Origin of the sequence: Amycolatopsis sp. cg9 (assembly GCF_041346945.1) — a bacterium.
GTDB lineage: Bacteria > Actinomycetota > Actinomycetes > Mycobacteriales > Pseudonocardiaceae > Amycolatopsis.
In genome coordinates this window covers 4,436,241-4,462,515 of record NZ_CP166850.1, presented here as the reverse complement: position 1 = coordinate 4,462,515, position 26,275 = coordinate 4,436,241, and the positions used below count along the sequence as shown (strand labels likewise).

Here is a 26,275-nt window from a genome sequence, read left to right as displayed (position 1 = left end):
GCTTCGCCTGAGCCAGACTCGGCGGCACCCGTCTGCCGAGGAGTGCCATGCCTTCGTCCGTCCTGCACGTGTCCGTCGACTGCGCCGACCCGTACCGGCTGTGCCAGTTCTGGAGCGAGGTCACCGGAAAGCCGGTCCCCGAAGAAGACCAGCCCGGCGACGACGAGTGCGGCATCGCTCTCGATGGCGGCATCGACCTGCTGTTCCTGCGGGTCCCCGAGCCGAAGACGGTGAAGAACCGGCTGCACGTCTGCCTGCAGCCGGACGAACCGCGCGACGAAGAGATCGAGCGGATCCTCGGCCTGGGCGCGACGCTCGTCGACGACCTCCGCAAGCCCGACGGCACCGGCTGGGCCGTGCTCGCCGACCCCGAGGGCAACGAGTTCTGCGTCCTGCGCAGCGCGGCCGAACGCGCGGCGACGTCGTGACGGACTCGTTCGCCGTCAACAAGGCCAACTGGGACGAGCGCGCGCAGCTGCACGCGGCGTCGCCGGACTACGACTTCGCCGGCTTCGCGGATCCCGCCCACCTGAGCGCCGTCGTGCGGTTCGACCGGCCGCTCCTGGGCGACATCGGCGGGCTGCGCGCGGTGCACCTGCAGTGCCACATCGGGACGGACACGGTTTCGCTGTCCCGGCTGGGCGCTTCGATGACGGGACTGGACTTCTCGGGCGCGGCGCTGGCGGAGGCACGGAAGCTCGCCGAAGCGGCGGGCGCGTCGATCGACTTCCGCGAAGCCAACGTGTACGACGCCGTCGAGGTGCTGGGCGCGGGCGAGTTCGACCTGGTCTACACCGGGATCGGGGCGCTGTGCTGGCTGCCTTCAGCGGGCCGCTGGGCGTCGGTCGTCGCCGGCCTGCTGCGTCCCGGCGGGCGGCTCTTCATCCGCGAAGGCCACCCGATGCTGCTGTCCCTCGACGAGACGGCCGACCCGGCGGTGCCGCGGTACCCGTACTTCGAGCACGCCGAGCCGCTGGTGTTCGACGAGCCCGGGACCTACGTCGCCACCGACCGGCCGCTCACCCACAGCGTCAGCCACTCGTGGAACCACTCGCTCGGCGAGATCATCACCGCGCTGCTGGACAACGGCCTCGCGCTGACCGCGTTCACCGAGCACGACAGCGTGCCGTGGAACGCGATCCCCGGCCAGATGGTGCACGACGAAGCCGCCGGCGAGTGGCGGCTGAAGGACACGCCGTCGCGGATCGCGGCGAGCTACACGCTCCAGGCGGTCAAGCCCGGCTGAATAGGGTGGCCGCATGCCCTTGATCGCGGTCGCCACCCTCGGCGGAACCATCTCGATGGCCCCGGCTCCCGGGTCCGGCGCCGTCCCCCGGTTCGGTGCCGCCGAGCTGCTCGGCGCGCTCGGCGATCTGCCGATGGACGTCCTGGCGGAAACCCTCGCGGGGATCGGCAGCGCGTCGATGGACTTCGCGACGCTGCTGCGGTGCCGCGACTGGGGCCTGCGGCAGGACGCCGACGGGTTCGTCGTCGTGCAGGGCACCGACACCCTCGAGGAGACCGCGTACTTCCTCGACCTGTGCTGGCCGTCGGAGATCCCCGTGGTCGTCACCGGCGCGATGCGCCACGCGGGCCTGCTCAGCCCGGACGGCCCGGCGAACCTCCGGAACGCGCTGACCGTGGCGGCCGATCCCCGCAGCCGCGGCCGGGGCGCGCTGGTGACGCTGAACGACGACGTCCACGCGGCCCGGTGGGTGCGGAAAGCGCATTCGAGCCACCTGGAGGCGTTCACGTCGGCGCCCGCGGGACCGCTGGGCATGGTCGTGGAGCACGCGGTGCACTACTTCCACCCGTCGCCGCCGCGGCCGCCGGTGCTCGGCGGCGAGGACTTCGGCGGGCTGGTCCCGGTGGTCGAAGCGGGTCTCGACGACTCGGGCGCGGTGCTCGCGCACGCGGCCACACAGCCGGGTGTGCGCGGGATCGTGCTGGCGGCGACGGGCGCGGGCCACGTCTCGTCCGGCACGGCCGACGTGGTGGCCCGGCTGCTGCCTTCGCTGCCGGTGGTCGTCGCTTCGCGGACCGGCGCGGGCCCGACGCTGCGGTCGACGTACGGCTTCCACGGATCGGAGTCGAGCCTGATCGCGATGGGCGCGACGACGGCGGGCTGGCTGGACGCGCGGAAGTCCCGGATCCTCCTGCACACGCTGCTGGCTTCCGGCGCCGACCGCGCCCGCGTCGAGCACGAATTCCGCCGCCGCGGCGACCTGGACTGACCGGCCCGAAGCACCCCAATGTGGCGTTCGGTGCGTCCAGCGCACCCAATGTGGCGTTCGGTGCGTTGAACGCAACCAACGCCACATTGGGGTGCTCGGATCAGTCCAGGACCGGGCCGCCCAGCGGGTCGAGGTGGTAGGGGCGCATCGCGCGGCCCGCGTCGCGGTAGACGTGGACCGAGACCGCCGGGTCCGGGCCGTCGTTGCGCACCTCGTGCACGTACCCCGGGCCGAACACCCGCGACTGCCCCGCCGCGAGGGCGTGCAGCTCGGTGACCGCGCGGCCGCCCGGGGCCCGGCGCGCCACCGCCTCCGTCAGGTGCCCGCTGACCACGGTGAACGCACCGCTGGCGAACGCGTGGTCGTGCAGGTCGGTGTGCTGGCCGGGCAGCCAGCTCATCAGCCACACCTCCTGGCGCTCGTCCTTCTCGACGAGCGCCGCGAAACGCTCTTCGGGGTCGTAGCGCAGCAGGTGCTTCCAGCGGTCGCGGTCGGCGGCGACCTCCAGCGCGACGCGCACCGGGTGGCGCAGCGCGGGGTTTTCGGGACGCAGCAGGGTGTTGTCCGGAACGGCGAACATGGGGGTCCTCACGGAAGGAAAGGGGTGTCGAGCTGGGCCGGGGCTGGGTTCACCGACAACAGCGACACGCGCACACGACGGCGCGGCGACCCGTGAGGCCCCGCAGCTCGGTCATTTCGTGCGCGAACATGCGACCAGAGTCGCAGCCGCTCCCCGCCCGGTCAAGACGTCCCACCTGCCGGGAGATCAGGACCACTCGTGCTTCTGGGACCGCCCGAGCAGCTCCGCGCCCGCCCGCCGCGGGTCGACGCCCTCGTGGCAGACGCGGTGCATGGCGTCGGTGATCGGCATGTCGACCCCGAGGCTCTGCGCGAGCGCCCGGATCGACGAGCACGACATGACGCCCTCGGCGACCTGCCCGCCGGCCGCCGCCTGCGCCTGTTCGAGGGTCTCGCCGCGGCCGAGGCGCTCGCCGAACGTCCGGTTGCGCGAAAGCGGCGACGAGCAGGTGGCGACCAGGTCGCCGACGCCGGCGAGCCCGGCGAACGTCAGCGGGTCGGCGCCCAGCTTCGCGCCGAGCCGGGCCATCTCGGCGAGGCCGCGCGTGATGAGCGTCGCCATCGTGTTGGTGCCCAGGCCGAGACCGGCCGCCATCCCGGTGCTGAGCGCGATCACGTTCTTGCACGCGCCGCCCAGCTCGCAGCCGACGACGTCGGTGTTGGTGTACGGGCGGAAGTAGGAGTTGGCGCAGGCGCGCTGGATCGCGACGGCGCGCTCGTGGTCGGCGCAGGCCAGCACGGAGGCGGACGGCTGGCCGGCGGCGATCTCCTTGGCCAGGTTCGGCCCGGTCACGACGACGACGTCGGTGGCGGCGATCCCGACGATCTCACCGATCACCTCGCTCATCCGCTTGAGCGTGCCGAGTTCGACGCCCTTCGCGAGGCTGACGAGGATCGCGTCGGGCGGCAGCAGACCGCGCCACGACGTCAGGTTGGCGCGCAAGCTCTGGCTGGGCACGGCGAGCACGACGGCTTCGGCGCCTTCGAGCGCCTTCGCCGGGTCGCTGGTGGCGGTGATGTTCTCCGGCAGGGCGACACCCGGCAGGTACGCGCTGTTGGCGTGCCGCTCGCGGACGTCCTCGGCGACCTCGTCCCGGCGCGCCCACATCGTGACGTCGCGGCCGGCGTCCCCGAGGACCTTCGCGAAAGCGGTGCCCCAGGACCCGGCCCCGAGCACGGTGACCCGCTGCACGTCGGCGCGCATCAGACGGCGTCCCCCGGCTTCTCCTCCGACGGCGGCTCTTCGTCGCGGATCTCGGCGAGCAGCCGGGTCACCTCGTCCATCATGACCTTGGTGACCTCACGCAGCTTCGACGCGCTGCGGACGCTGCCTTCGCGGTAGGCCGACAGGTCGAGCGGGTCGCCGACGCGGTGGGTGATGGTCTTGCGCGGGAACGGCGTGAACTTCTTGGTGTAGCCGTTGAAGAGCTGGCTGGTGCCCCAGCGCGCGATGGGGATCACGGGGACGTCGTTCTGGATCGCGAGCCGCGCGGCGCCGGTGAAGGACTCCTTCGGCCAGCCGGCCGGGTCCTTGGTGATGGTGCCCTCGGGGTAGATCACGACGACCTTGCCCGCCTGCAGCGCCTCGTGCGCGGCCTTGAGGCTGTCGCCGGCGGCGGCCGACCCGCGCGAGACCGGGATCTGCCCGGAGCCGACGAAGATCTTCCCGAAGATCGGGGTGCGGGTCAGGCTCTCCTTGCCGAGGAACCGCGGCACCCGCTTCGCCCGGTGCACGAAGACGGCGTCGACGACCGGGTCGAGGTGCGAGATGTGGTTCAGCACGAGCAGCGCGGGCCCCTGCCGCGGCACCTTCTCGTCCCCGACGTAGACGCGCCGCGCGATCCCGGTGACCGGGTAGAACAGTACGGCGGCGAGCCCCACCCAGAAGCCACCCTTTTCACGCCGGGCCACGATCTCCTCCTCCACGTCTCACGTCCGGTGCTGATCCTGCCGCGCCGGGGTCCGGGCAGTCCAGGGAGGGTGCGTTCCGCCCGTGGCGGGGCGATCCGGGGTGGCCGGGAGGCCTGGTCGGGGGCGGTTCGCCGGCCCGCCGCTCCCAGGTTGTCCACAACTGCCGTCACCTGTGGACAACCCACCCCGCGCCCCGGCACCCGCCCCGGCTTTCCGGTAAAGATGGAGACGTGGACGTAGACCTGGTCGTGCCGATGAAACACCCCCGCGACGGCAAGTCGCGGCTGCGTGGCGCGGTCGAACCGGACCAGCACCCCGCCCTGGTCCTGGCCCTCGCCGCCGACACGCTCGCCGCCGTCGTCTCGGCCGGGCGGGTCCGGCGCGTCCTCCTGGTCGCCGCCGACCCCCGCGCCGTCGCCGAACTGGCGGAGCTCGGCGTCGAAATCATCCCCGAACCCCCGCTCGGAGGTCTCAACGAAGCTTTCCGGCACGGCGAAGCCCGGTTGCGCGCGGACGACCCCGCGGCCGTCGTGGGCGCCCTCCAAGCCGACCTGCCTGCCCTCCGCGCCGTCGACCTGACCGCGGCGATCGCGGAAGCGGCCGGGCAGCGCGCCTTCGTCGCCGACCGCCAAGGCACCGGCACCACCCTGCTGCTCTCCGCGCCGGGCGCGGCCCTCGACCCGCGGTTCGGGCTGGGTTCGGCGGCGGCGCACCGCCGCTCCGGGGCCGTCCCCCTGCGGGCGCCGCTCGCCACCCTCCGCAGCGACGTCGACACCGCGGACGATCTCGCCCACGTGCGCGCGCTGGGTGTCGGAAAACACACGGCGGAAGCCTGTGCGGTACCGCGCTGAGCTGTTCATCTGACCTTCACCGCGCCCTGCGCAATTCCGCGTGGCTTGGTGAAGAATGGGGTCCGTGAGCACAGACGACGGCGGCACGCCCGCACCGCGGAGGCGCAGGAACCCGGCAAGCGGATCTTCGGAGACGGCGAAGAAATCCACCAGCCGGGCGGGCCAGGCCAAGAAGGTCCCGTCGAAGGCCACCGCACGCGACACCGCCGCCCGGGCCACCGCCGGGAAGCCACGGGCCCGCAAGGCCACCCCGGCGACCACCCGCCGCCGCAGCTCCGCGCAGGGCAACGGGCGCAACGCCGAGGAGTTCCGCGCCGTGCCGTCGGCGCCGCCCGCGGTCACCACCGCGCCGGCCGCCGTCGAGACGCTGCCCGACGACCGGTACTTCAACCGCGAGCTGTCGTGGCAGGACTTCAACGCGCGGGTGCTCGCGCTGGCCGAGGACGAGTCGCAGCCGCTGCTGGAGCGGACGAAGTTCCTCGCGATCTTCGCGTCCAATCTGGACGAGTTCTACATGGTCCGCGTCGCCGGCCTGAAGCGCCGCGACGAGACCGGCCTGCTGGTGCGCAGCGCGGACGGGCTCACCCCGCGCGAGCAGCTGGGCTACATCGCCAAGCGCAACCAGGACCTGGTCGAGCGCCAGACCGGCGCCTTCGAGAAGCACCTGCGCCCGCAGCTGGCCGAGCACGACATCCACATCGTCGGCTGGGCCGACCTCTCCGGCGCCGACCAGCTGCGGCTCTCCAGCTACTTCTCCGAGCAGATCTTCCCGGTGCTGACGCCGCTGGCCGTCGACCCCGCGCACCCGTTCCCGTACATCTCGGGCCTGTCGCTCAACCTCGCGGTGACGGTGCGCGACCCGGAGGGCGGCACCGAGCGGTTCGCCAGGGTGAAGGTGCCGAGCAACGTGCCGCGGCTGATGCGCGTCGAGACCGACCGCGCCAGCCGCACCGCGACCTTCCTGCCGCTCGAAGAGCTCATCGCCGCGCACCTCGGCGAGCTGTTCACCGGCATGGACGTCACCGAGCACCACGTCTTCCGCGTGACCCGCAACGCCGACTTCGAGGTCGACGAAGACCGCGACGAAGACCTGCTGCAGGCGCTCGAACGCGAGCTCGCGCAGCGCCGGTTCGGCCCGCCGGTCCGCCTCGAGGTCGCGCAGGACATGAGCGAGCACATGCTCGAGCTGCTGCTGCGCGAGCTGGACGTCGACCCGGCCGACGTCGTCGAGGTGCCCGGCCTGCTGGACCTGACCTGCCTGCACCAGCTGTCCGGTGTGGACCGCAAGGAGCTCAAGGACCGGCCGTTCGTCCCGGCGACGCACCCGGCGTTCGGCGAGCGCGAGACGCCGAAGAGCGTCTTCGCCACGCTGCGCGAGGGTGACGTGCTGGTGCACCACCCGTACGACTCGTTCTCCACCAGCGTCCAGCGGTTCATCGAGCAGGCGGCGGCCGACTCGAAGGTGCTCGCGATCAAGCAGACGCTGTACCGGACCTCGGGCGACTCCCCGATCGTCGACGCGCTGATCGACGCCGCGGAGGCGGGCAAGCAGGTCGTCGCGCTGGTCGAGATCAAGGCGCGGTTCGACGAGCAGGCCAACATCACCTGGGCGCGGACGCTGGAGCGCGCGGGCGTGCACGTCGTGTACGGCCTGGTCGGGTTGAAGACGCACTGCAAGGTGTCGATGATCGTGCGCCAGGAGGGCTCGACCATCCGCCGGTACTGCCACATCGGCACCGGCAACTACAACCCGAAGACCGCGCGGCTCTACGAGGACATCGGCCTGTTCACCGCCGACCCGAGCATCGGCGCGGACGTCACGGACCTGTTCAACGTGCTCACCGGCTACTCGCGCCAGGACACCTACCGGACGATCCTCACGTCGCCGCACGGCATCCGCCGGGGCATCGTCCGCGCGATCGGCGAGGAGATCGAGCTGGCGCGGGCCGGGCAGCAGGCCGGGATCCGGATCAAGTGCAACTCGCTGGTCGACGAGCAGGTCATCGACGCGCTCTACCACGCGTCGCAGGCGGGGGTGCCGGTCGAAATCGTCGTGCGCGGGATCTGCACGCTGAAGCCCGGTGTCGAAGGGCTGTCGGAGAACATCCACGTCCGGTCGATCCTGGGCCGGTTCCTGGAGCACTCGCGGGTCTTCCACTTCCGCGCGGGCGGCACGCACTGGATCGGCAGCGCGGACATGATGCACCGGAACCTGGACCGGCGGATCGAGGCGCTGGTGCGGGTGAAGGACCCGAAGCTGACCCGGCAGCTCGACGACATCTTCGACTCGGCGCTCGACCCGGCGACGCGCTGCTGGGTGCTGACCGAAAGCGGCGAGTGGGCGCCGTTCCCGGCGGACGGCTCGCGGGTGCGGGACCACCAGCTGGAGCTGGCGAAGCTGCACGGGGCCGCCGGATGACCCACGAGGTACGGGCGGCCGGCGCGGTGCTGTGGCGCGTCACCGCCGGGGTGACCGAGGTCGCCCTGGTCCACCGCCCGCGGTACGGCGACTGGTCGCTGCCGAAGGGGAAGCTCGACGCGGGCGAGACGATCGCCGAGGCCGCCGTCCGCGAAGTGCGCGAAGAGACCGGGTTCGCCGCGGTCCTGGGCCGCTACGTGGCGCGCACGTCGTACGCGGTGCCGTCGCGCGACGGGTCCGGGACGGTGCCGAAGACGGTCGACTACTTCGCCGCGGAAGCGGTGTCCGGCGAGTTCGCGGCGAACGACGAGGTCGACGAGCTGCGCTGGCTCGAGCCGCCGGCGGCGGAAAAGCTGCTGACGCGGCCGGGGGACGTGCGCGTGCTGCGGGCGTTCTGCGAGCTGCCGGTGGGCCTGTCGACGGTGCTGCTGGTGCGGCACGCGAAGGCGGGCAAGCGCGACGAGTGGACCGGCGACGACGACCTGCGCCCGCTCTCGGAAGCGGGCCAGCGGCAGGCCGCCGCGTTGCGGCGCGTGGTGGCGCTGTTCGGGCCGGACCGGGTGCTGTCGGCGCCGCGGCTGCGGTGCGTGCAGACGGTGCACGGGATCGCCGAGGACGTCGGCGCCGAAGTCCGGCACGAACCGCTGTTCTCGGAAGAGGGCTACTGGCCGGACCCGGTGCTCGGCGTGGCGCGGCTGCTGGCCGTGGCCGGCGACGGCGGGACACCCGTGGTGTCCAGCCAGGGCGGGGTGATCCCGGACCTGGTGAGCGCGCTGGCCGACCGCGACGGCGTGGAGCTGTCCGCCGCGCGCGGCGGGGTCGTGCCCAGCAAGAAGGGCTCGTTCTGGGTCTTGTCGTTCCGCCCGCCGACGGCCGAGGAAGGCCCGCTGCTCCTCGCGGCGGACTACTACCCGAGCGCGCTCCCGGCACCGGCGCCCACCCGCTCCTGACCAAAGCACCCCAATGGGGTTTTTTCATCGTGGTCTGTGCTGGTCAGGGCGGGTTGACCAAGTCTGGTATTGGTTCAGGCCTGGGCGTGTCGGACGCTCTGCTCGTGCTGGGTCAGCACGAGCAGAGCCCGCAGCAACGTCGTGGCGTGGCGGGGATGCAGGCGGAGTTTGTCCAGCACCCGCCAGGCTTTGAGGGCGGCGAAGCCGCCCTCAACAGCGCAGCGCATCGCAGCGAACGCCGCGTTGGCCTGCTGCTGGCCCGGAGTCAACGGCCGATTCGCCTCGGCTTTGTCAGGGGTGAGCACGATCTGCTCACACACCCCGCCGCAGATACCGCAGTCGCGGGTGCCGCGGACGTCTTTGTGCCAGCCGTGAAACCCTTTATCTCCGGCCGGGGTCAGACCGTGAGCGTGCAGCCGTTCCCGCAGCCCCAGCCGGCGGGCGGCGGTGATATCGGCGGTCTTGCCCGGCAGCACCGCCGATACCCACAGCAACCGGCCTGCCTCGTCGGTCAACGCGAGCACGACCAGCCCGTGGTGTTTGTGTTTGCCGCTGTAGTTGCCGCGGTTCGCTCGCCCGGTGCGGCGGCGGGTGCGGATCAGGGTGCCATCGACCAGCACCACTGCTTCACCTCGGGTGAGCAGGCCGCGCAGCACGCGGTCCAGCCGTGCGGCTCGGGCGGCGAGCAGGGCGATGACTTCCAGCACCCACCGGCGCACCGTGGCCGCTGAGACACCGTGGCCGGCGCCGATGTGGGCCAGGCGGGGGTCGTGGCGCAGCACCGCCAGCACGACCAGGGCCTGCCCGGCCGGGGTGGCTTTGCGCCAGCGGGAGCGCCGCCGCCGGCGATGGGTGCGGATCAGCTCGGCGGTCAGCTGCAGGGTCTGTCGTGAGAGGGGAAGGGTGACCTGGTAGGAAAGAGAACCGAAGCCCTCGGCGGGTGATTGACTCACATCTCGATCTTGCCGAGGGCTTCGCCTATGTCCGGGCCACCACGCTGGTCCGCGCGGGCAGGTGTTGCCACGCAACCTCATCCACCCAGCCACACCGCCCCAACCAGCCACAACCACGATGAAACAACCCCAATGTGGCGTTCGGTGCGTCCAGCGCACCCAATGTGGCGTTCGGTGCGTTGAACGCAACCAACGCCACATTGGGGTGCTCGGGGCCCGGGGCGGGAAGACAGCGTCCTGACAGTAGATCTTGGTGTACTTGTCCCGGGTCCCGCTGGGCTGCGCCGGGCTAGGGGTACGGCGCATCCCCGGGCGAGGGCTCGTCTGTCGGCACCGTGGCCAGCAGGGCTTGGATCTCCGTGACCCGGGGGTCGCCGAGGCGCTGGCTGACGGTCAGCGCCTCGGTCCAGTGGCCGCCCGCCTCGCGGCCGCGTCCGGTGCGCTGTTTGAGGCGGCCCAGGGTGATCTGGACGTCGATGGTGCCGTAGTCGGCGTTCAGCTCCTTCAGCTCGGCCAGCGCGTCGAGGCCCGCCTTCTCGGCTTCGTCGTGCCGTCCGGCGCCGGCGAGCGCTTCGGCGACGTTCCCGAGGGCGAGCGCCGCGTGGTAGCGGTCGCCCAACTCGGCGAAGGCCTCGTGCGCGGCTTCGGCGGCTTCGGCCGCGTGGTCGTAGTCGTGCAGGCCGATGCGGCTGGCGCTGACGTTCAGCAGCGCGTGCGGGACGAAGGTGCGCTGCCCGTGGTCGCGCGCGAGGTGGACGGCTTGGAGGGCGTAGCGCTCGGCTTCGGCGTACTCGGCGCGGACGTAGTAGGCCCCGGCGAGGTTCGACAGGATCGCCACGGCCAGCGCGGTGCCGCCGCCGGACTCCGAGGCGGCGCGGGCCTCCTCCAGCGCTTCCAGCGCCTGGTCCGGCTGGAGCGTGCGCAAGTAGGCCGAGCCGAGGTTGTTGGCGCTGTACTGGAGACCGGTGTTGTCGCCGGCGTCGCGGGTCACGGCGACGGCCGCGCGCGCGGTGGTGATCCAGTCGTCGCGGTCGTGGCGTTCGGCGAAGAAGCCGCGCAGCAGCCACGCGAGTTTCCAGGCGTGGGCGGTCCAGCCGCGGGCGGCCGCGACGCCGACCAGTGCGGTGAGGGCCGGGCGTTCCGTGGCGTACCAGGCGATCGTCTGCTCGTGCTGGGTGAAGTGGACGGCGGGCACCGGCGGCGGCCCGAGGGTGATGTCCTCGGTGAGCAGGTCGGGGCGGACGAGCTTGTTCGCCTCCGCGACCGTGGCGAGGTACCAGTCGAGCAGCCGGCGCAGGGCGGCCGCGCGGTCGTCCGCGGTCGTTTCGGTTTCGACGAGTTCGGCGGCGTAGACGCGCAGCAGGTCGTGGAACTGGTAGCGGTCGGTGCCGGGCTGGTTGAGCAGGTGCGCGGCGGCGAGCTGGTCGGCGAGTTCGCGCGCTTCGCGCAGGTCGGTACCGGCGAGCGCGGCGGCCGCGGACAGGCTGAAGCCGTGGCCGGGGTGCAGGCCGAGCAACCGGAAGAACCGGGCGGCGGCCGGGCGGAGGGCCTTGTAGGACCAGGAGAACGCGGCGCGGAGGTCGGTGCCGGCGTCCTGCGGGTCGCGCAGGGTGTCCAGGCGCAGCCGCTGGTCGCGGAGTTCCTCGACGATGCCGGCGAGCGAAACGCCGGGGAAGCGGGAAGCGCGTTCTCCGGCCAGCGCCAGCGCGAGCGGCAGGCGCCCGCAGAGCTGGACGAGTTCGGCGACGGCGTCGGGTTCGGCGGCCAGCCGCCGCGGGCCGACGCTGCCGGCGAGCAGCGCGGCGGCGTCCCCGTCGTCGAAGGACCGCAGCGCGATGCGGCGGGCGCCGTCGCGCGCGACGAGGCCCCGCAACTGGTTTCGGCTGGTCACGACCACGAGGTTCCCGGAGCCGGGCAGCAGCGGGCGGACCTGGTCGGCGTCGCGGGCGTTGTCGAGCAGCATGAGCGTGCGGCTGCCGTCGAGCCGGCTGCGCAGCAGGGCCGAGCGTTCCTCCACTGTGGAAGGCACGGACTCGGGCGGGACGCCGAGGGCGCGGAGGAAGCCGGCGAGCGCGGCGTCCGGCGTGACGGGGGTGCCCGCGGAGTGGCCGCGCAGGTCGAGGAACAGCTGGCCACCGGGGAAGCGGTCGCGGACGCGGTGCGACCAGTGCACGGCCAGCGACGTCTTCCCGACACCGGCGGTACCTTCGATGACGACGATGCCGGAGGCCCCGCCGGGCGGCAGCCGGTCGAGCTCGGCGATTTCGGGGCCGCGGCCGGTGAAGCCGGCGACGTCGAAGGGCAGCTGCCGCGGAACGGTGTGCGCCGCGGGCCCGGCGTCGGCGGCGAGGAGTTCGGCGTGCAGGCGCCGCAGGTCCTCCCCCGGTTCGACCCCGAGTTCGTCGGCCAGCAACGCGCGCAGCCCGGCGTAGCGCGCGAGTGCTTCGGCGCGGCGCCCGGACCGGGCGAGGGCGCGGACCAGCCGCTCCCACAACGACTCCCGCAGCGGGTGCTGGGCGACGAGGTCGGTCAGTTCGGCGACCAGCCGCGCATCCGGGACGAGCCCGGTGTCGAGGTCGATGCGCTGCTCGACGGCGAAGAGGTGCCGCTCGGTCAGCAACGGCCCCCATTCGGCGGCGAGCGCGGGCGAACCGACGCCCTCCAGCGGAGTCCCGCCCCAGGTGGCGAGCGCGGCGGTGAGCAGCGCCCGCCGCTGCGCGGGATCGGTCGTGGCGGCGGCTTGGTCGAGGGCGCGCAGGAAGCGCAGCGCGTCCACCCGGGACGGGTCGACGACCAGCCGGTAGCCGTCCGGCTCGGTGACGACGGTGTCTTCGCCGCAAAGCCGGCGCAGGCGCATGACGTAGGTCTGCAGGCTGCCCCGGATGTGCGCGGGCGGCGTCTCGCCCCAGACCCCGCGAGCGAGCGCATCGATCGAAACCAGCCGGCCCGCGGCGAGCGCGAGGGTCGCGAGCAGCGCGCGCTGCCGGGAACTGGTCAGCACGACCGGGGAACCGCCGACGAGCACCTGGAACGGGCCGAGCAGCCGGATGTCGATGGTGGTCGCCCCCAGGTTAGCCGTCGCGCACCGCCGGGCCCGCGCCGCACGCGGGCCCCGAGGAACGCAGCGTGGCATCACTCGGCCGGGCGCTCAAGCAACTTTGCGAAATTGGGCGGAACCGGTCCCGGGCGCGGGGTTCGGCCGAGCGGGTGGGGTGAAGGTTCCGTTCGGGATAGCGGAGTTGGCGGTGAGTGACTTTCACGGCCGGAGGGGCGGGTTTCTTGGGCCGGTTCCGGTTAGGGGTTGGGTCGCGGGCGGGGATCGCTTCTGCCGCACGGGCAGCGGCGCGCGCACGCACCCTTGCCCGGTTCTCCCCGCTGGAGCCGAGTCCGGCCGGAAGGCAGCGCTTGTGCCGCACCGGGCCCTGCCGGAAGTGCTTCTCCTCCAGCCGGGACCCGGCCCGTTGCACTCGTGCACCAGCCAGGCCGAGCGCCCGCCAGCCCGGATCACTTCTGCCCCACTGGCCCAGGCCAGCAGCACACCTTGCCCTCTGCGCCCCCAGAAGCCGCCTCCGCCGGAAGCACTTCTCCCCCAGCCGGGACCCGGCCCGCGTACTCGCGCACCGACCAGCCCACACCCGCCAGCCCGGACCGCTTCTGCCACACCAGCCCAAGCGAACAGAGCACCTTGCCCTCTTCTCCCAGCTGAAGCCGCCTCGCCGGAAGCACTTCTCCCCAGCCGGGACCCGACCCCGCGAACTCGTGCACCAGCCCACGCCGCCAGCCCGGATCACTTCGGCCCCACCAGCCCAGGCCAGCAGCGCACCTTGCCCACTTCTCCCAGCTGAAGCCGTCTCCGCCGGAAGCGCCTCTCCTCCAGGTGGCACCGCCTTGCCCGGTCCTCCCGCTGGAGCCGACCCCGGCCGGCAGCGCTTCCGCCGCACCAAGCCCCGGACATGCGGCAGGGCCCCGCGCACTTCGCGCGGGGCCCTGCCCGAAAAGTCGCTCACCTGACCAGAGGTCGCCCCCTGGGGACCCCCCGATTTCACGTTACCGCAGGGGTCCGACAGTTTTCGGAGGTCAGCTCTTCTTCGCCGCCGTCGAAGCTCGCCTGGCCGGTGCCTTGGCCGCGGTGGTCTTCCGGGTCGTGGTCGTCTTCGTGGCGGTCGTCTTCGCAGCCGTCGTCTTGGCCGCAGTCGTCTTGGCGGCCGCCGGCTTCGCCGCAGTCGTCTTGGCGGCCGCCGGCTTCGCCGCCGTCGTCTTGGCCGCCGCGGGCTTCGCCGCCGCCGTCTTCGTGGCCGCCGCGCGGGTGCGCGTCGTCGTGGTCTTGGCCGCAGCCGCCTTCGGGGCCGCCGCCCTCGTACGCGTCGTCGCCGGCTTCGCCGCTGCCGCCCGGGTGCGCGTCGCCGTCGCCCGGGCCGCCGCCGGCTTGGCCGCCGCCGCGCGGGGGGTGGTTGCGCGCGTTGTCGTGGAGGCGCGGGTGCCCGCGGCCGCGCGCTTCGCCGGTGCTGCCTTGGCCAGCTTCTTCGCGCCGGAAATGACGTCCTTGAACGTGGTTCCGGCGCGGAACGCGGGCACGTTCGTCTTCTTGACGCGCACGGCCTCGCCGGTGCGGGGGTTCCGGGCCGTCCGGGCCGCGCGGGCGCGCTTCTCGAACACACCGAAGCCGGTGATGTTGACCTTTTCGCCCTTGTTGACCGTCCGGATGATGATGTCGACCAGACCGTCGACCGCCTCGGAAGCGGCCTTCTTGTCGCCCAGGCGCTCCGTCAGCGCCTCGATCAGCTGGGCCTTGTTGGCCATTCCAGTCCTCCAAGAAGGGAGTACCCGTCCACGGCCCGGTCGGCCGACCACAACACGGTATTACCAAGGCAGCACAAATTCCAACCGGCACGCGAACCCTTTCCCTTGCCCCGGGGCGGGTTCCGCCCCGCGGAGAAGGCCTCGCAAGCGCCGTCCGGCCGTGTTCCGGAGCCGGAAACGGCAGCGGGATCCCTTGCCGGGCAAGGGATCCCGCTGTGGAACGAGCTAGCCGGCGGTGATCGGCGTCGTGGTCGGCTTCCAGGACGGGCGGCCGCCTTCGAAGGCATCGATCTCACCGGCATGGCGCAACGTGAGAGCGATGTCGTCGAGGCCCTCCAGCAGCCGCCAGCGGACGTAGTCGTCGATCTGGAAGGGCGCGGTGAAGTCCTTGGCCCGCACGGTCTTGGTCTCGAGGTCGACCGTGACCTCGGTGCCGGGCTCGTTCTCGAGCAGCTTCCAGAGCAGTTCGACGTCGTGCTGCTCGCACTGCGCGGCCACCAGGCCGCCCTTGCCGGAGTTGCCGCGGAAGATGTCGGCGAAGCGGGCGGAGATGACGGCCCGGAAGCCGTAGTCCATCAGCGCCCAGACGGCGTGCTCGCGGGAGGAACCGGTTCCGAAGTCCGGTCCCGCGACCAGCACGCTGCCGCCCTTGAACGGCTCCTGGTTGAGGATGAAGTCCTCGTCACCGCGCCAGGCGGCGAACAGGCCGTCCTCGAAGCCGGTCCGGGTGACCCGCTTGAGGTAGACGGCCGGGATGATCTGGTCGGTGTCCACGTTGGACCGGCGCAGCGGGACGCCGACGCCGGTGTGCTGGGTGAACGGTTCCATGGTGGGAGCTCCTCGGGTGGGTCAGCGGGCGGCGGTCAGCAGGTCTTCCGGCGACGAAAGCGTCCCCCGGACGGCCGTCGCGGCGGCCACCAGCGGCGACACCAGGTGCGTCCGGCCGCCCTTGCCCTGCCTGCCCTCGAAGTTGCGGTTCGACGTCGACGCGCTGCGCTCGCCCGGCTTCAGCTGATCCGGGTTCATGCCGAGGCACATCGAGCAGCCCGCCTGCCGCCATTCGGCGCCGGCCTCGGTGAACACGGCGTCGAGCCCCTCGGCCTCGGCGGCCTTGCGGACCCGCATCGAGCCGGGGACCACCAGCATCCGGACCGAGTCCGCCACCTTCCGGCCGCGCAGCACCTCGGCCGCGGCCCGCAGGTCCTCGATCCGGCCGTTGGTGCAGGAGCCGAGGAAGACGGTGTCCACCGCGATCTCCCGCAGCGGCGTGCCGGGCTTGAGGTCCATGTAGGACAGGGCCTTCTCGGCCGCGACGCGGTCGTTCTCGTCCGGGATCCGCTCCGGGTCGGGCACCTCGGCGCCCAGCGGGAGGCCCTGGCCGGGGTTGGTGCCCCAGGTCACGAACGGCGTCAGCTCGCCGGCGTCGAGGTGCACCTCGGCGTCGAACTCGGCACCTTCGTCGGTGCGCAGCTGCCGCCAGTTTTCGACCGCCGCGTCCCAGTCGGCGCCCTGCGGCGCGTGCGGGCGGCCCTTCAGGTACTCGAACGTCGTCTCGTCCGGGGCGATCATCCCGGCGCGGGCGCCGGCCTCGATCGACATGTTGCAGACGGTCATCCGGGCTTCCATCGAGAGCGCCTCGATGGCCGAGCCGCGGTACTCCAGGACGTAGCCCTGGCCGCCGCCGGTGCCGATCTTGGCGATCACCGCGAGGATGACGTCCTTCGCCGTGACGCCGGGGCGCAGCTCGCCGTCGACCGTGATCGCCATGGTCTTGAAAGGACGGAGCGGCAGCGTCTGGGTGGCCATGACGTGCTCGACCTCGGACGTGCCGATGCCGAAGGCGATGGCGCCGAACGCGCCGTGCGTGGAGGTGTGGCTGTCGCCGCAGACCACGGTCATGCCGGGCTGGGTCAGGCCGAGCTGCGGGCCGATGACGTGCACGATGCCCTGCTCGGCGTCACCCATCGGGTGCAGCCGGACACCGAACTCCTCGCAGTTGCGCCGGAGGGTGTCGACCTGGGTGCGCGAGACCGGATCGGCGATGGGGAGCTCGATGTCGACGGTCGGGACGTTGTGGTCCTCGGTCGCGATGGTCAGGTCGGGGCGGCGCAGCTGCCGCCCGGCCAGGCGGAGGCCGTCGAAGGCCTGCGGGCTGGTCACTTCGTGCAGCAGGTGGAGGTCGATGTAGAGCAGGTCCGGTTCGGCGCCTTCCCCTCGGCGCACGAGGTGGCTTTCCCACACCTTCTCCGCCAGTGTGCGGGCCTTGCCGGTCGGGCTGGTCATCTCCGGCTCCTTCCACGGTTCGACGTCGGAACTCGGGCGCGCACCGCGGGGGCGAATGCGAGCCGCGAAGGAGGAGCGCAGCTCGAGTTCAGGGTTTTCCCAGATGCTGGACTTCCCAAAGTGCGGGACGCTAGTATCGGGTCGTGGGACAGCATAGCGGTATCGGAGTACTGGACAAAGCAGTGGCCGTGCTGCAGGCGGTCGCGGACGACCCCTGCGGCCTCGCGGAACTCTGCACGCGAACCGGTCTGCCGCGCGCCACCGCGCACCGGCTCGCGGTCGGGCTCGAGGTGCACCGGTTGCTGCGCCGCGGTCCGGACGGGCGCTGGCGCCCCGGCACGGCGCTGGCCGAACTGGCGGGCGGCTCGACCGATCCCCTGCTCGACGCGGCGGGCGTGGTGCTGCCGAAGCTGCGGGACGTCACCGGCGAAAGCGTGCAGCTCTACCGGCGCGACGGCGTCCAGCGCGTGTGCGTGGCGACGGCGGAACCGCCGAGCGGCCTGCGCGACACCGTCCCGATCGGCTCACGCCTGCCGATGACGGCGGGTTCGGGCGCGAAGGTGCTCGCGGCGTGGGCGGACCCGCACACGCAGCGCACCATCCTGGCCGACGCGGTCTTCGGCGAGCGCACGCTCCTCGAGGTGCGGCGGCGCGGGTGGGCCCAGAGCGTGGCCGAGCGCGAGCCCGGCGTGGCGAGCATCTCGGCGCCGGTGCGCGATTCGGCGGGGACGGTCGTGGCGGCGGTGTCGGTGTCCGGGCCGATCGAGCGGATCGGCCGCAAGCCGGGCGCCCGCTGGGCGGCGGACCTCCTCGCGGCGGCGGACGCCCTGCAGGAACGGCTTTAGCGACACCGGACCGCGCCGCCGGTCAGGCCTGACCGGTTTCGAACCGCGCCACCTTGCCGTCGCGAACCGTGAAGGCCCACCGGGTCCGCATCGCGCCCCAGGTCGAGTTCGCGTAGTCGGCGACGAACTTCCGCCCGTCGTCCTCCGCGGTCACCACCTCGAGGTGGCCCTGGCTCGCGAAGATCTCCCGCTCGGTCCACTCCCCCAGGTCGCGCTCAGTGCCGTCGTCGGACATCGTCGCGTCCGGGGCCAGCGCGGCCCGGAACGCCGTGCGGTCGCCCGCGTTCAGCGCGTCGACGAAGGCGCGCACCGCGGGATCGGCGATCGGATCGGTCATGGCGCTCATGGTGCACCGTTCGGGGGAACCTCGCGAATCCCGCGTATTCGGTGACGGCGGTCACGTCTCCTTCAAGACAGCTCCACGGAGGGGGACCACGATGTTGAACAGACGAGCACTGGCGATGTTGCGGGCGGTCGGCGCCGGCCGCGCCGAACTGACCTGCAGCTGCGAACCGGACCTGCGGGTCGACGGCCTGCCGTGCTGCGACCAGTCGACGGCGCACGAGCTCGCGCGGGCGGGCCTGATCCGGCCGGCGCGGGTCGTCGCCGTCGGGCAGTGGGCGCGGGCGGAGCTCACCGACGACGGGCAGCGGGCGCTGGGCGGGACCCTCGCCGCGGCCTGAAGGCAACCTTCCGGCAGGCTCGCGCGTGTACCGGCCGAGGACACCGCGAGGGGGACCCCTATGAGGATCGTTCCGGGACTGTTCGGCGCCTGCCTGCTGCTGACCGCGTGTTCGGGCTCGCCCCCGCCGCCGGCGGCGCCGCCGACCGTGACGGTGACGGCACCCGCGACACCGTCGGCGACCGCCGCCGACCCGGCCGTGCTCAGCTGGATGGACGGGTTCTGCTCCGCGATCCACGGCTACCGCGAGCGCACCAACGAGGAGGCCGCGCCGCCGAAGCCCGAGCCGGGCTCGGTGGCCGAAGCGCAGCGGGTGCTGAGCGCGACGCTGGGCGGCATCGCGGCCCGCACCGGCGAGGTGGTCGACAAGCTGACGGCCCTGCCCCCGGCCCCGGTCCCGGTCGCCGAGAAGGTCCGGCAGGCGTTCGTGACGAAGTACACGACGGCCCGCGACCACGCGGCGGACGCGAAGAAGACCCTCGACAACGCCAAACCGGGCGACGGCGCTTCCCAAGGCCCGGCCGCGGACGCCATCCGGCGCGCGCAGCAGGACGTCGACGGCGCCTACGACCCGGTCGCGCCGATGGCGGAATCCCCGGAAGCGATGCTGGCCGCCGCGACCGCGCCGGGCTGCAAGGGCTGACCGCGCGGCGGCGTGCCGTCACCGCGCCAGCGACGCCTGCAGCGGCAAGGACCGCGAAGAGCCGCCGACGGACACCGTGAACCCGCCCCGCACCGGCTGCCACGCGTGGCCAGCCGTGTCCCACACCGCGAAGTCGCGCGCGGCCAGCCGGATCGTCACCCGCCGGGCCTCCCCCGGCGCCAGCGAAACCCGTGAGAACCCCTTCAGCTGCCGAGGCGGTTCCCCGGCCGCCGCCGGGAAGCCCAGGTAGAGCTGGGCCACCTCGGCGCCCGCCCGCCGCCCGGTGTTCCGGACCGTGAACGTCGCCGTCGCGCCGTCACCGGTGTTCCGCACCGACAGGCCGGAGAACGCGAACGTCGTGTACGACAGGCCGTAGCCGAACGGGAACAGCGGCGCGCGGCCCTGCGCGTCGAACCAGCGGTAGCCGACCTCCAGGCCTTCCGAATACGTCGCGACCCCGCCGACGCCCGGGAACTGCGCGGCCGTGTTCGCCGGGGTGTCGGTGTCCGCCGCCGGGAACGTGATCGGCAGCTTCGCCGACGGGTTGACGTCGCCGAAGAGCACGCTCGCCACCGCCGCGCCGTCCTGCTGGCCGGGGTACCACGCCTGCAGGATCGCGGGCACCGAAGCCGCCCACGGCATCAGCACCGGGCCGCCGCTCTTCACCACGACCACGGTGTGCGGGTTCGCCGCGGCGACCGCCGCCACGAGCGCGTCCTGGTTGCCATCCAGCGCCAGGCTCGGCCGGTCCTTGCCCTCGGTCTCGTTGTCGCCGATCATCACGACGCTGACGTCGGCCGTGCCCGCCAGCGCGGCCGCCCGCCCGGGGTCGCTGCCGTCGTCGAGCGTCACCGCGGCGCCGGGAACGCGCTGCCGGAGCCCGGGCAGCGGGTCCACTGTGGACGTCGGGAGGACGGCCGAGCTGCCGCCGCCCCCGGTCTTGGCCTGGGTGGCGAACGGCCCGATCAGCGCGATCGACCGCACCGCGCGGTCGTCGAGCGGCAGCTGGGCGTGTTCGTTGCGCAGCAGCACCATGCCGCGTTCGGCGAAGTCCTTCGCGGCGGCGTCGTGCCGGGCCGTCGGCAGGGGCGAGAGCACCGGCGGGTGGTCGAACTGGCCGAAGGCGAACATCGTGCGGAACCGCGGCAGCAGCAGCTCGTCGACCCGCCGCTCGGTCACCTGCCCGGCGAGCACGGCCTGCTTCATCCGCTCGCCGTACCAGGTGCCGTCGATCATCTCGAGGTTCATGCCCGCGGCCGCCGACCCCACGGTGCTGTGCGCGGCTCCCCAGTCCGACTGGATGAAGCCGTCGAACCCCCAGTCGTCGCGCAGCTTGCCCTGCAGCAGCGCCGGGTTCTCGCACATGAAGACACCGTTGATCTTCGGGAACGCGCACATCACCGAGCCGGCGCGGCCTTCGACGACCGCCTGCTCGAAGTGCGGCAGGTAGATCTCGTTGAGCGTGCGCTCGTCGATGTGCTCGTCGATGGTGAAGCGCTGGGTCTCCTGGTTGTTCGCCGCGTAGTGCTTGACCTCGGCGATGGTGCCGTTCTCCTGGATGCCGCGGATGTCGGCGGCGGCCAGCGCGCCGGCGAGCACCGGGTCCTCCCCCATGCCCTCGAACGTCCGGCCGTTGCGCGGGACGCGGGCGATGTTGATGTCCGGCGCCTCCGACACGTTGTGCGCGAGCGCGCGGGTTTCGCTGCCGATCAGCCGGCCGTACCGGCGTGCGGCATCGGTGTCGAACGTCGACGCCAGCGCCATCGTGGCCGGCAGCGCGGTCGCCGGCTTCTGCGGTTTGTCGTCGGCCGGGCCCATGCCCGCAGGGCCGTTGGCGATGCGGAACCCGGGCACGCCGAGGCGCGGGATCGGCGGCACGAACCGCTGGTGCTCGGCGTCGGGCTGCAGGTGCAGCTGGGAGATCTTCTCGTCGAGGGTCATCGCCGCGATCAGCTCGGCGGCCCGGCGATCCGGTGACTGCCGGGCATCGCGCCAGGGCTGCGCGTCGGCCGCCGCCGACGTCGCCAGCGACAAACCCAGGACCACCGCGAGAACGAGCCGGCCGTTGCGCATCGACCCAGCTAACCCATACGTGAGCAGGAAACACAACCACGACGATGTTCACGTACATGAAATTTCTGGTGGACTCAACCATTTCCCCGGCTCAAGCGTGGGAAGAGCACGAAGGAGAGGGGACGAACCATGGTCAAGAAAACCCTGATCGGCCTAATGGCGGCGAGCGCGGCGACCCTCGCGCTCGCGGCGCCGGCGAGCGCGGCCGAAGTCAGCTGGGGACTGACCCAGCAGGTGGAACCGGGCGGCCGGGTCGACGCGGAAACCCACGCGGCGCTGGGCGGCTGCTCCCCGAAAACCGCGGTCACGTCGAAGGGGTTCGCCGCCCCGCTGGTGTTCACCGAGGGCGGCAACTGGGGCCGCGCCGGCGGTCACACCACCGCGATCACGACCCCGGGCAAGTACACCGCGCAGTTCACCTGCTCGGACGGGCGCGTGGCCACCGGCAGCTTCACGATCCTCGGCACGCCGCCGCCGAGCAGCTCGGCCCACCCGAAGCCGCCCACCACGAAGCCGAAGCCGCCGGCGACGTCGAAGACCCCCAAGCCGGCGAAACCGCAGGTCGCGGTCAAACCGGCCGGCGCACCGCAGACCGGCGACGGCTCGGCGAGCTGACCCTCCACACCGGACACCCCGGGGCGGCGCGCACTCCCAGGCCCACCGTCCCGGGGCCCCGGCGCGTCAGCGGGCCGCGGCCAGCCGCAGCGCCCGGTAGACGAACTGCTGGTCCCCGAGCCGGTGCCGCAGGTCGCGCTCCAGCCCCGCGATCGGGTACAGGTTCTGCGGCGCCCGCGAGTCCTTGTAAGCCACCGACGCGAACCGCCCCAGCACCGACTGCGTGAGGTTCGCCAGGCCGGCCACCTCGGCGCGCCCGAGGTGCGGCGCCGCCTCCACCCGCACGACCCCGGACCACGGCGGCCCGCCCACCGATGGCAGGCGCAGGTACCAGGAGTGCCGGACCCAGGTGGTCCCCATCAGGAACACCGGCGTCCGCTGGTGCGGCCCGAGCGCGCCGACCATCGCGTTGAGCTCGCCGGGCAGGTACGTCGTCTGGTGGCTCTTGATGAACCCGACCGCCCGCTCGAGGTGCGCGCGGCCGCGCAGGGGACCGTCCACGACCAGCAGGTCGCCGCGCACGTGGCTCGCGGTGCGCGCGCGGACCGCCGTCTCCAGCTCGGCTTCGGCCAGCTGCTCCTGCAACGCCGAGGACAGCACCACCGGCAGCGGCTTGTCTTCCTTGGGCGCCGCGCGGTGCGCCGTGTAGACGCCCGCCGGGGTCGCGATGTCGTCGGCCTGCGGGGCCACCGTGAACAGCCCGCGCCGGACGTCGGTGCCGACGACGTGCGCCTGCCCCGCGCAGCAGCACACGACACCGGCCGCGTAGGACGCGCAGATCCCGATCGACGCCGAGTTCGTCCCGGCCGGGTCGTCGATCCAGACGCGCGCGTCGATCCGGCGGACGCCGTCGACGAACAGCACGGCCTCGGGCGGCGTCACCGGCGACGGGTCGATCGGTGCCCACTCGTCTTCCGGGACTTCGACGTCGAGCTCGACCTCGGCCTGGGAGCGGCCCAGTTCCTCGGCTTCCATCGAGCTGCCGTAGCCCGGGTCCCAGGTGTCGATGCTGAAGTTCATGCCTGCCACGGCGGTCATGCGCCCTCCCGGCCGATGTGCGAGCCGGAGCCGTCGCGGGTGACCAGGAACCGCACCGGGACGCGCTCGGCCAGCGCGGGCACGTGCGTGATCACCCCGACCATCCGGGAACCGGTGGCCGCGAGGTTCTCCAGCGTGGAAGCCACGACGTCGAGGGTGGCTTCGTCCAGCGTCCCGAAGCCTTCGTCGAGGAAGATGGACTCGAGCCGGGTCGCGCCCTCCGCGGCCATCGCGCCGAGCTGGGACGACAGCGCCAGCGCCAGGGAAAGCGACGCCTGGAACGTCTCCCCGCCGGACAACGTCTTGACCGGGCGCCGGGCGTCGGCCTCGTTGTGGTCCACCACCAGGAAGTCGCCCTTGTCGTGGGTGAGCTCGAACTGGCCGCCGGAGAGTTCGAGCAGCGACGCCGACGCCTCGGCGACCAGCGTGTCGAGCGCACCGGCGATGAGCCAGCGCGGGAACTTGTCCGAGCGCAGCAGGTCCGCGAGCAGCCGCGCGACCTGCGCGTCCGACTCGGCGGCCGTGATGTCGCCCTGCAGGCCCGCCACGTGCGCCACGCGCCGCTTCATTTCCGTGTGGTCGGCTTCGGCGCGGGCCCGCGCGGTCGCGAGGGCCACCGGGGCCCGGTCCCGCACCGATCCTTCCGGCAGCGCGACTTCGAGCGCGGTGATGTCGTCGGCGACCTTGCGTTCGGCCGCCCGCAACGCTTCGGCGGCTTCGCCCTCGGCTTTTCCGGCGGCAGCCAGCCGGGTGCGGTGCTCGTCCGCTTGCCCGGCCGCCCAGTCCGTGAGCGCGGTCCACGCGCCGAGCAGGCTCTCGCCGTCGATCGGCGGCGCGCCGAGACTCACCAAGGGATCGCGCGCCCGGGACAGCCGCTGCCGTTCGGCGGCGACCTGCTCGGCGACGCGGGCCTGGGCCTCCGCCGCTTGTTTCGCGACCGCACGGGCGGTCCGCAGGTCCGCGTCGGCCGTTTTCGCGGCTCGCTCGAGTTCGGCGACCTTCGCCAGCTGCTCGGTGACGACTTCGGCGGACGGCGCCCCGGCCAGCGTTTCGACGAGTTCGCCGTGCCGGCGCCGGGTGGTCGTCACCGCGGTGCTCGCCGATTGCTCGGCCAGCGCGGCTTCTCCTGCCTGCTTCCGGCGTTGTTCCGCGGTCCGCTCGGCGGTGGCGAGGTCGTCCGCCGCGACGACGGCTTCCTTGCCCGCGGCTTCGGCGGCCGCTTCGAGCGCGGCCAGCGCGGTCCGCCGTTCCTCGACCGCCGACGCCGCCCACGTCGTCAGCAGCCGCCAGCCCGCCGGGACGTCGCCGGTGTCGACCGCGGGCGCGCCCAGCTCCACGAGGGGATCGCGGGCCGCCCGCAGGGCTTCCCCGGCCGCGGCGAAGGACTTCTCGACGACGTCGGCCTCGCGCTGCGCGGCCGCGTTGTCGGCGCGGGCCGCCGCCAGTTCCTCGTCGGCGGCGGTGGCGGCCTCGGCGACGCGGGTGCGGGCGTCGATCGTCGCCGACAGCCACTCCCCCCGCTCGCGCACGGCCGTGACGAGGTCGGCGTAGTCCTGCTCGGAAAACGCCGATTCGACCGGGCGGCGCAGGACCACCGACTCCGGTGGTCCGGCCACTTCCGCGAGCACCACGCGCAGTTCTTCCGCCTGCGCGGCCGCCGACGCGGCCGAGTCGGCGTCGCGGTCCACGGCCCGTTCCAGCTTGCGCAGCGCGGCCTCCGCCGTGGCGCGGCCGGCTTCGGCGCGCTCGAGGCGGTCCCGCGCCTCGGCCAGGTGGGCGTGCCCGCCGGCGTCGGGCAGCGTCGCGACTTCCTGCTCGCACACCGGGCACGGGTGCCCGACGGCGAGCCCGGCCCGCAGGCCCAGCGCCTGCCCGGCCCGGTCGGCTTCGGTCACCGCCGCCTTCGCCGCGGCGACTTCGGCGTCGGCACGGGCGAAGGCGGTCCGCGCCGCTTCGAGTTCCGTCCGGCGGGCGGCCTGCTCGGGTGCGGCCTTCCGCTGGGCTTCGGCGACCGCGTAGAGCGTCCGGGCGTCGGAGCGGGCGGCGGCGAGCGGGGCGACGTCGGGCTGCGCGGCCAGCGCCGCGCGTGCTTCGGCGTCGGCGGTCTCGGCGGTGCGCAGGCGGGTTTCGGCGGCGGACGTGCGCTTCGCCACCCGAGCCGCAGCTTCCGACAGATCCCCGAGATCCGCCGGCGGCCGCAGCCCGGCGAGCCGGTCGCGTTCCCGGCGGGACACGTCCGCGCGCCCGGCCGCGTCTTCGGCGGCCCGCGCGGTGGTGTCCCGGATCTTGCGGGCCGCGTCGACCGCGGCCACCGCTTCGGTGACCGCCGCCGCCGCGGCCGTCTTCGCCTCCGTCGCCGCTTTCGCCGCTTCTTCCAGGCCCGGGAGCGCCTGCTCGGCCTCGGCGAGTTCCGTGCGCGCGGCCCGGATCCGCTCCAGCCCGGTCCGGTCCGGCGCGGCGGCCAGCGCGGCACGGGCCGCTTCGTCGGCCGTCTCCGCGGTTTCCAGCCCGGCCTGCGCGGCCGTCACGGCGTCCGCCGCGGCCCGGCGCCGGGATTCGAGGTCTTCGACGCCGTCCGGGCGTTCCAGCGCGTCGAGGACGCCGAGCTCCTTCGTCAGCGCGGCGACGCGTTGCCGGGCTTCGTCGTGCGTGCGGGTCGCGTCGTTCAGCCCCGGCAGGGCCGCGGTCACGCGCGCGTCCAGCTCGGCGAGGGCGGTCATCCGCGCGGCGAGCGCTTCGACGGCTTCCTCGGTGGCGTCGGCGTAGCTGCCCAGCTGTTCGGTGAGGACGGCGGCCCGCTGCTTCTGCTGCTCGGCGGTGACCCCGGCGCGCCGGCCGATCCGCTCGTAGACCTCCAGGCCCAGCAGCTTGATGAGGATCTTCTGCCGGTCGGCGGCCTTGGCGTGCAGGAACTCCGCGAAGTCGCCCTGCGGCAGCGCCACGCAGGTGCAGAAGTGCTTGAACGTCAACCCGAGCAGGCGTTCGACCGCCGGGGTCACCTCGGAGTCGGCGGCGACCGGGTCGGCGTCGTCCTCCGGACCGCCGAGCGCGGTGGGGTCGATCAGCCGTTCCAGGCGGACGTTCTTGACGCTGACCGTGGGTTTCTTCCCGCCGCTGCGCCGGACTTCCCGCACGACGTGGTAGCGCGTGCCCCCGGCGTCGAACACCAGCCGCACGGTGGCGCGGTTCGCCGTCGGGGCGAGCGCGGGCGCGACGAGCCCTTCGTGGTCCCAGCGGGCGACGGAGCCGTAGAGGGCGAAGGTGAGCGCGTCGATCACGGTGCTCTTGCCCGCACCGGTCGGCCCGACGAGCGCGAAGTAGTCCGTGTCCGCGAAGCTGACTTCGGTCTTCTCGCGGAAGGACGCGAAGCCGGTCATCTCCAGCAGCACTGGCCGCATG

The 26,275-nt window shown here is 73.1% G+C and carries 22 protein-coding genes; 10 read left to right on the top strand and 12 right to left on the bottom strand.

From position 1 onward, the window contains the following. Positions 1 to 47: 47 nt before the first annotated feature. From AB5J73_RS21375 to AB5J73_RS21365, 3 genes are read left to right on the top strand one after another with little or no spacing between them, the layout of a single operon-like run. Positions 48 to 428: a VOC family protein gene (locus AB5J73_RS21375; RefSeq protein WP_370971569.1), complete on the top strand. Its 381-nt coding sequence runs from the start codon at positions 48 to 50 to the stop codon at positions 426 to 428. Beyond that, complete coding sequence (locus tag AB5J73_RS21370; protein WP_370971567.1) at positions 425 to 1,246, top strand: class I SAM-dependent methyltransferase; 822 nt, start codon at positions 425 to 427, stop codon at positions 1,244 to 1,246. Before AB5J73_RS21375 ends, AB5J73_RS21370 begins: the two co-directional genes overlap by 4 nt. A gap of 13 nt (positions 1,247 to 1,259) precedes the next feature. Beyond that, positions 1,260 to 2,234 (top strand): asparaginase, encoded by a 975-nt coding sequence (locus tag AB5J73_RS21365; RefSeq protein WP_370971565.1) that lies wholly within the window; start codon positions 1,260 to 1,262, stop codon positions 2,232 to 2,234. Between the two features lie 100 nt (positions 2,235 to 2,334). Here AB5J73_RS21365 and AB5J73_RS21360 read toward each other — a convergent pair whose 3' ends face one another. From AB5J73_RS21360 to AB5J73_RS21350, 3 genes are all read right to left on the bottom strand, one after another. Beyond that, positions 2,335 to 2,814 carry a cysteine dioxygenase family protein gene (locus AB5J73_RS21360; RefSeq protein WP_370971563.1) on the bottom strand — a complete coding sequence of 160 codons (480 nt, stop codon included), beginning with the start codon at positions 2,812 to 2,814 and terminating at the stop codon, positions 2,335 to 2,337. A 186-nt stretch (positions 2,815 to 3,000) separates the two neighbouring features. Next, positions 3,001 to 4,017 (bottom strand): NAD(P)H-dependent glycerol-3-phosphate dehydrogenase, encoded by a 1,017-nt coding sequence (locus AB5J73_RS21355; protein WP_370971561.1) that lies wholly within the window; start codon positions 4,015 to 4,017, stop codon positions 3,001 to 3,003. Continuing rightward, positions 4,017 to 4,739, bottom strand: a complete 723-nt coding sequence (locus tag AB5J73_RS21350; RefSeq protein WP_370971559.1) for a lysophospholipid acyltransferase family protein — start codon at positions 4,737 to 4,739, stop codon at positions 4,017 to 4,019. The genes AB5J73_RS21355 and AB5J73_RS21350 overlap by 1 nt, the downstream gene beginning before the upstream one ends. Before the next feature lie 215 nt (positions 4,740 to 4,954). Between AB5J73_RS21350 and cofC the strand changes: the two genes are divergently transcribed. The 3 genes from cofC to AB5J73_RS21335 are packed head-to-tail and all read left to right on the top strand — an operon-like array spanning position 4,955 to position 8,944. Then, positions 4,955 to 5,575 (top strand): 2-phospho-L-lactate guanylyltransferase, encoded by a 621-nt coding sequence (gene cofC, locus AB5J73_RS21345; RefSeq protein WP_370971557.1) that lies wholly within the window; start codon positions 4,955 to 4,957, stop codon positions 5,573 to 5,575. A 55-nt stretch (positions 5,576 to 5,630) separates the two neighbouring features. Continuing rightward, a complete protein-coding gene (locus AB5J73_RS21340; RefSeq protein WP_370971555.1) occupies positions 5,631 to 7,994 on the top strand; it encodes an RNA degradosome polyphosphate kinase in 2,364 nt (787 codons plus the stop codon). Then, on the top strand, positions 7,991 to 8,944 hold the full coding sequence (locus AB5J73_RS21335; protein ID WP_370971553.1) for an NUDIX domain-containing protein: 954 nt from the start codon (positions 7,991 to 7,993) through the stop codon (positions 8,942 to 8,944). Before AB5J73_RS21340 ends, AB5J73_RS21335 begins: the two co-directional genes overlap by 4 nt. 74 nt (positions 8,945 to 9,018) lie before the next feature. On the opposite strand, the gene AB5J73_RS21330 is transcribed toward AB5J73_RS21335, so the two are convergent. The 5 genes from AB5J73_RS21330 to leuC form a co-directional block, all read right to left on the bottom strand. Beyond that, positions 9,019 to 9,897 (bottom strand): transposase family protein, encoded by an 879-nt coding sequence (locus AB5J73_RS21330; protein WP_370971552.1) that lies wholly within the window; start codon positions 9,895 to 9,897, stop codon positions 9,019 to 9,021. Positions 9,898 to 10,186: 289 nt separating this feature from the next. Further along, positions 10,187 to 13,030, bottom strand: a complete 2,844-nt coding sequence (locus tag AB5J73_RS21325; RefSeq protein ID WP_370971551.1) for a BTAD domain-containing putative transcriptional regulator — start codon at positions 13,028 to 13,030, stop codon at positions 10,187 to 10,189. 944 nt (positions 13,031 to 13,974) lie between these two features. Next, positions 13,975 to 14,697 (bottom strand): HU family DNA-binding protein, encoded by a 723-nt coding sequence (locus AB5J73_RS21320; protein ID WP_370971550.1) that lies wholly within the window; start codon positions 14,695 to 14,697, stop codon positions 13,975 to 13,977. Positions 14,698 to 14,922: 225 nt separating this feature from the next. Beyond that, positions 14,923 to 15,525, bottom strand: coding sequence for a 3-isopropylmalate dehydratase small subunit (gene leuD / locus AB5J73_RS21315; protein WP_370971548.1), 603 nt, complete (start codon positions 15,523 to 15,525; stop codon positions 14,923 to 14,925). A gap of 21 nt (positions 15,526 to 15,546) precedes the next feature. Further along, on the bottom strand, positions 15,547 to 16,980 hold the full coding sequence (gene leuC / locus AB5J73_RS21310) for a 3-isopropylmalate dehydratase large subunit (RefSeq protein ID WP_370971546.1): 1,434 nt from the start codon (positions 16,978 to 16,980) through the stop codon (positions 15,547 to 15,549). 143 nt (positions 16,981 to 17,123) lie between these two features. Here leuC and AB5J73_RS21305 point away from each other — a divergent pair, with 143 nt between their 5' ends. Continuing rightward, a complete protein-coding gene (locus AB5J73_RS21305) occupies positions 17,124 to 17,825 on the top strand; it encodes an IclR family transcriptional regulator (protein WP_163046815.1) in 702 nt (233 codons plus the stop codon). Positions 17,826 to 17,847: 22 nt separating this feature from the next. On the opposite strand, the gene AB5J73_RS21300 is transcribed toward AB5J73_RS21305, so the two are convergent. After that, entirely contained in the window at positions 17,848 to 18,162 is a 315-nt protein-coding gene (locus tag AB5J73_RS21300) for a nuclear transport factor 2 family protein (protein WP_370971543.1), read from the bottom strand. A 100-nt stretch (positions 18,163 to 18,262) separates the two neighbouring features. Between AB5J73_RS21300 and AB5J73_RS21295 the strand changes: the two genes are divergently transcribed. Together AB5J73_RS21295 and AB5J73_RS21290 are read left to right on the top strand one after the other, a co-directional pair. Next, complete coding sequence (locus tag AB5J73_RS21295; RefSeq protein ID WP_370971542.1) at positions 18,263 to 18,508, top strand: hypothetical protein; 246 nt, start codon at positions 18,263 to 18,265, stop codon at positions 18,506 to 18,508. 60 nt (positions 18,509 to 18,568) lie between these two features. After that, a complete protein-coding gene (locus AB5J73_RS21290; RefSeq protein WP_370971540.1) occupies positions 18,569 to 19,150 on the top strand; it encodes a hypothetical protein in 582 nt (193 codons plus the stop codon). 18 nt (positions 19,151 to 19,168) lie between these two features. On the opposite strand, the gene AB5J73_RS21285 is transcribed toward AB5J73_RS21290, so the two are convergent. Beyond that, positions 19,169 to 21,223: a glycoside hydrolase family 3 C-terminal domain-containing protein gene (locus tag AB5J73_RS21285; protein WP_370971538.1), complete on the bottom strand. Its 2,055-nt coding sequence runs from the start codon at positions 21,221 to 21,223 to the stop codon at positions 19,169 to 19,171. A 156-nt stretch (positions 21,224 to 21,379) separates the two neighbouring features. On the opposite strand from AB5J73_RS21285, the gene AB5J73_RS21280 reads away from it, so the two are divergent. Continuing rightward, a complete protein-coding gene (locus AB5J73_RS21280; RefSeq protein ID WP_370971536.1) occupies positions 21,380 to 21,838 on the top strand; it encodes a hypothetical protein in 459 nt (152 codons plus the stop codon). 66 nt (positions 21,839 to 21,904) lie between these two features. Here the strand turns inward: AB5J73_RS21280 and AB5J73_RS21275 are convergent, their stop codons facing one another. Together AB5J73_RS21275 and AB5J73_RS21270 are read right to left on the bottom strand one after the other, a co-directional pair. Continuing rightward, complete coding sequence (locus AB5J73_RS21275; RefSeq protein WP_370971534.1) at positions 21,905 to 22,876, bottom strand: hypothetical protein; 972 nt, start codon at positions 22,874 to 22,876, stop codon at positions 21,905 to 21,907. After that, positions 22,873 to 26,274: an AAA family ATPase gene (locus AB5J73_RS21270; protein ID WP_370971532.1), complete on the bottom strand. Its 3,402-nt coding sequence runs from the start codon at positions 26,272 to 26,274 to the stop codon at positions 22,873 to 22,875. The genes AB5J73_RS21275 and AB5J73_RS21270 overlap by 4 nt, the downstream gene beginning before the upstream one ends. Position 26,275: the final 1 nt, after the last annotated feature.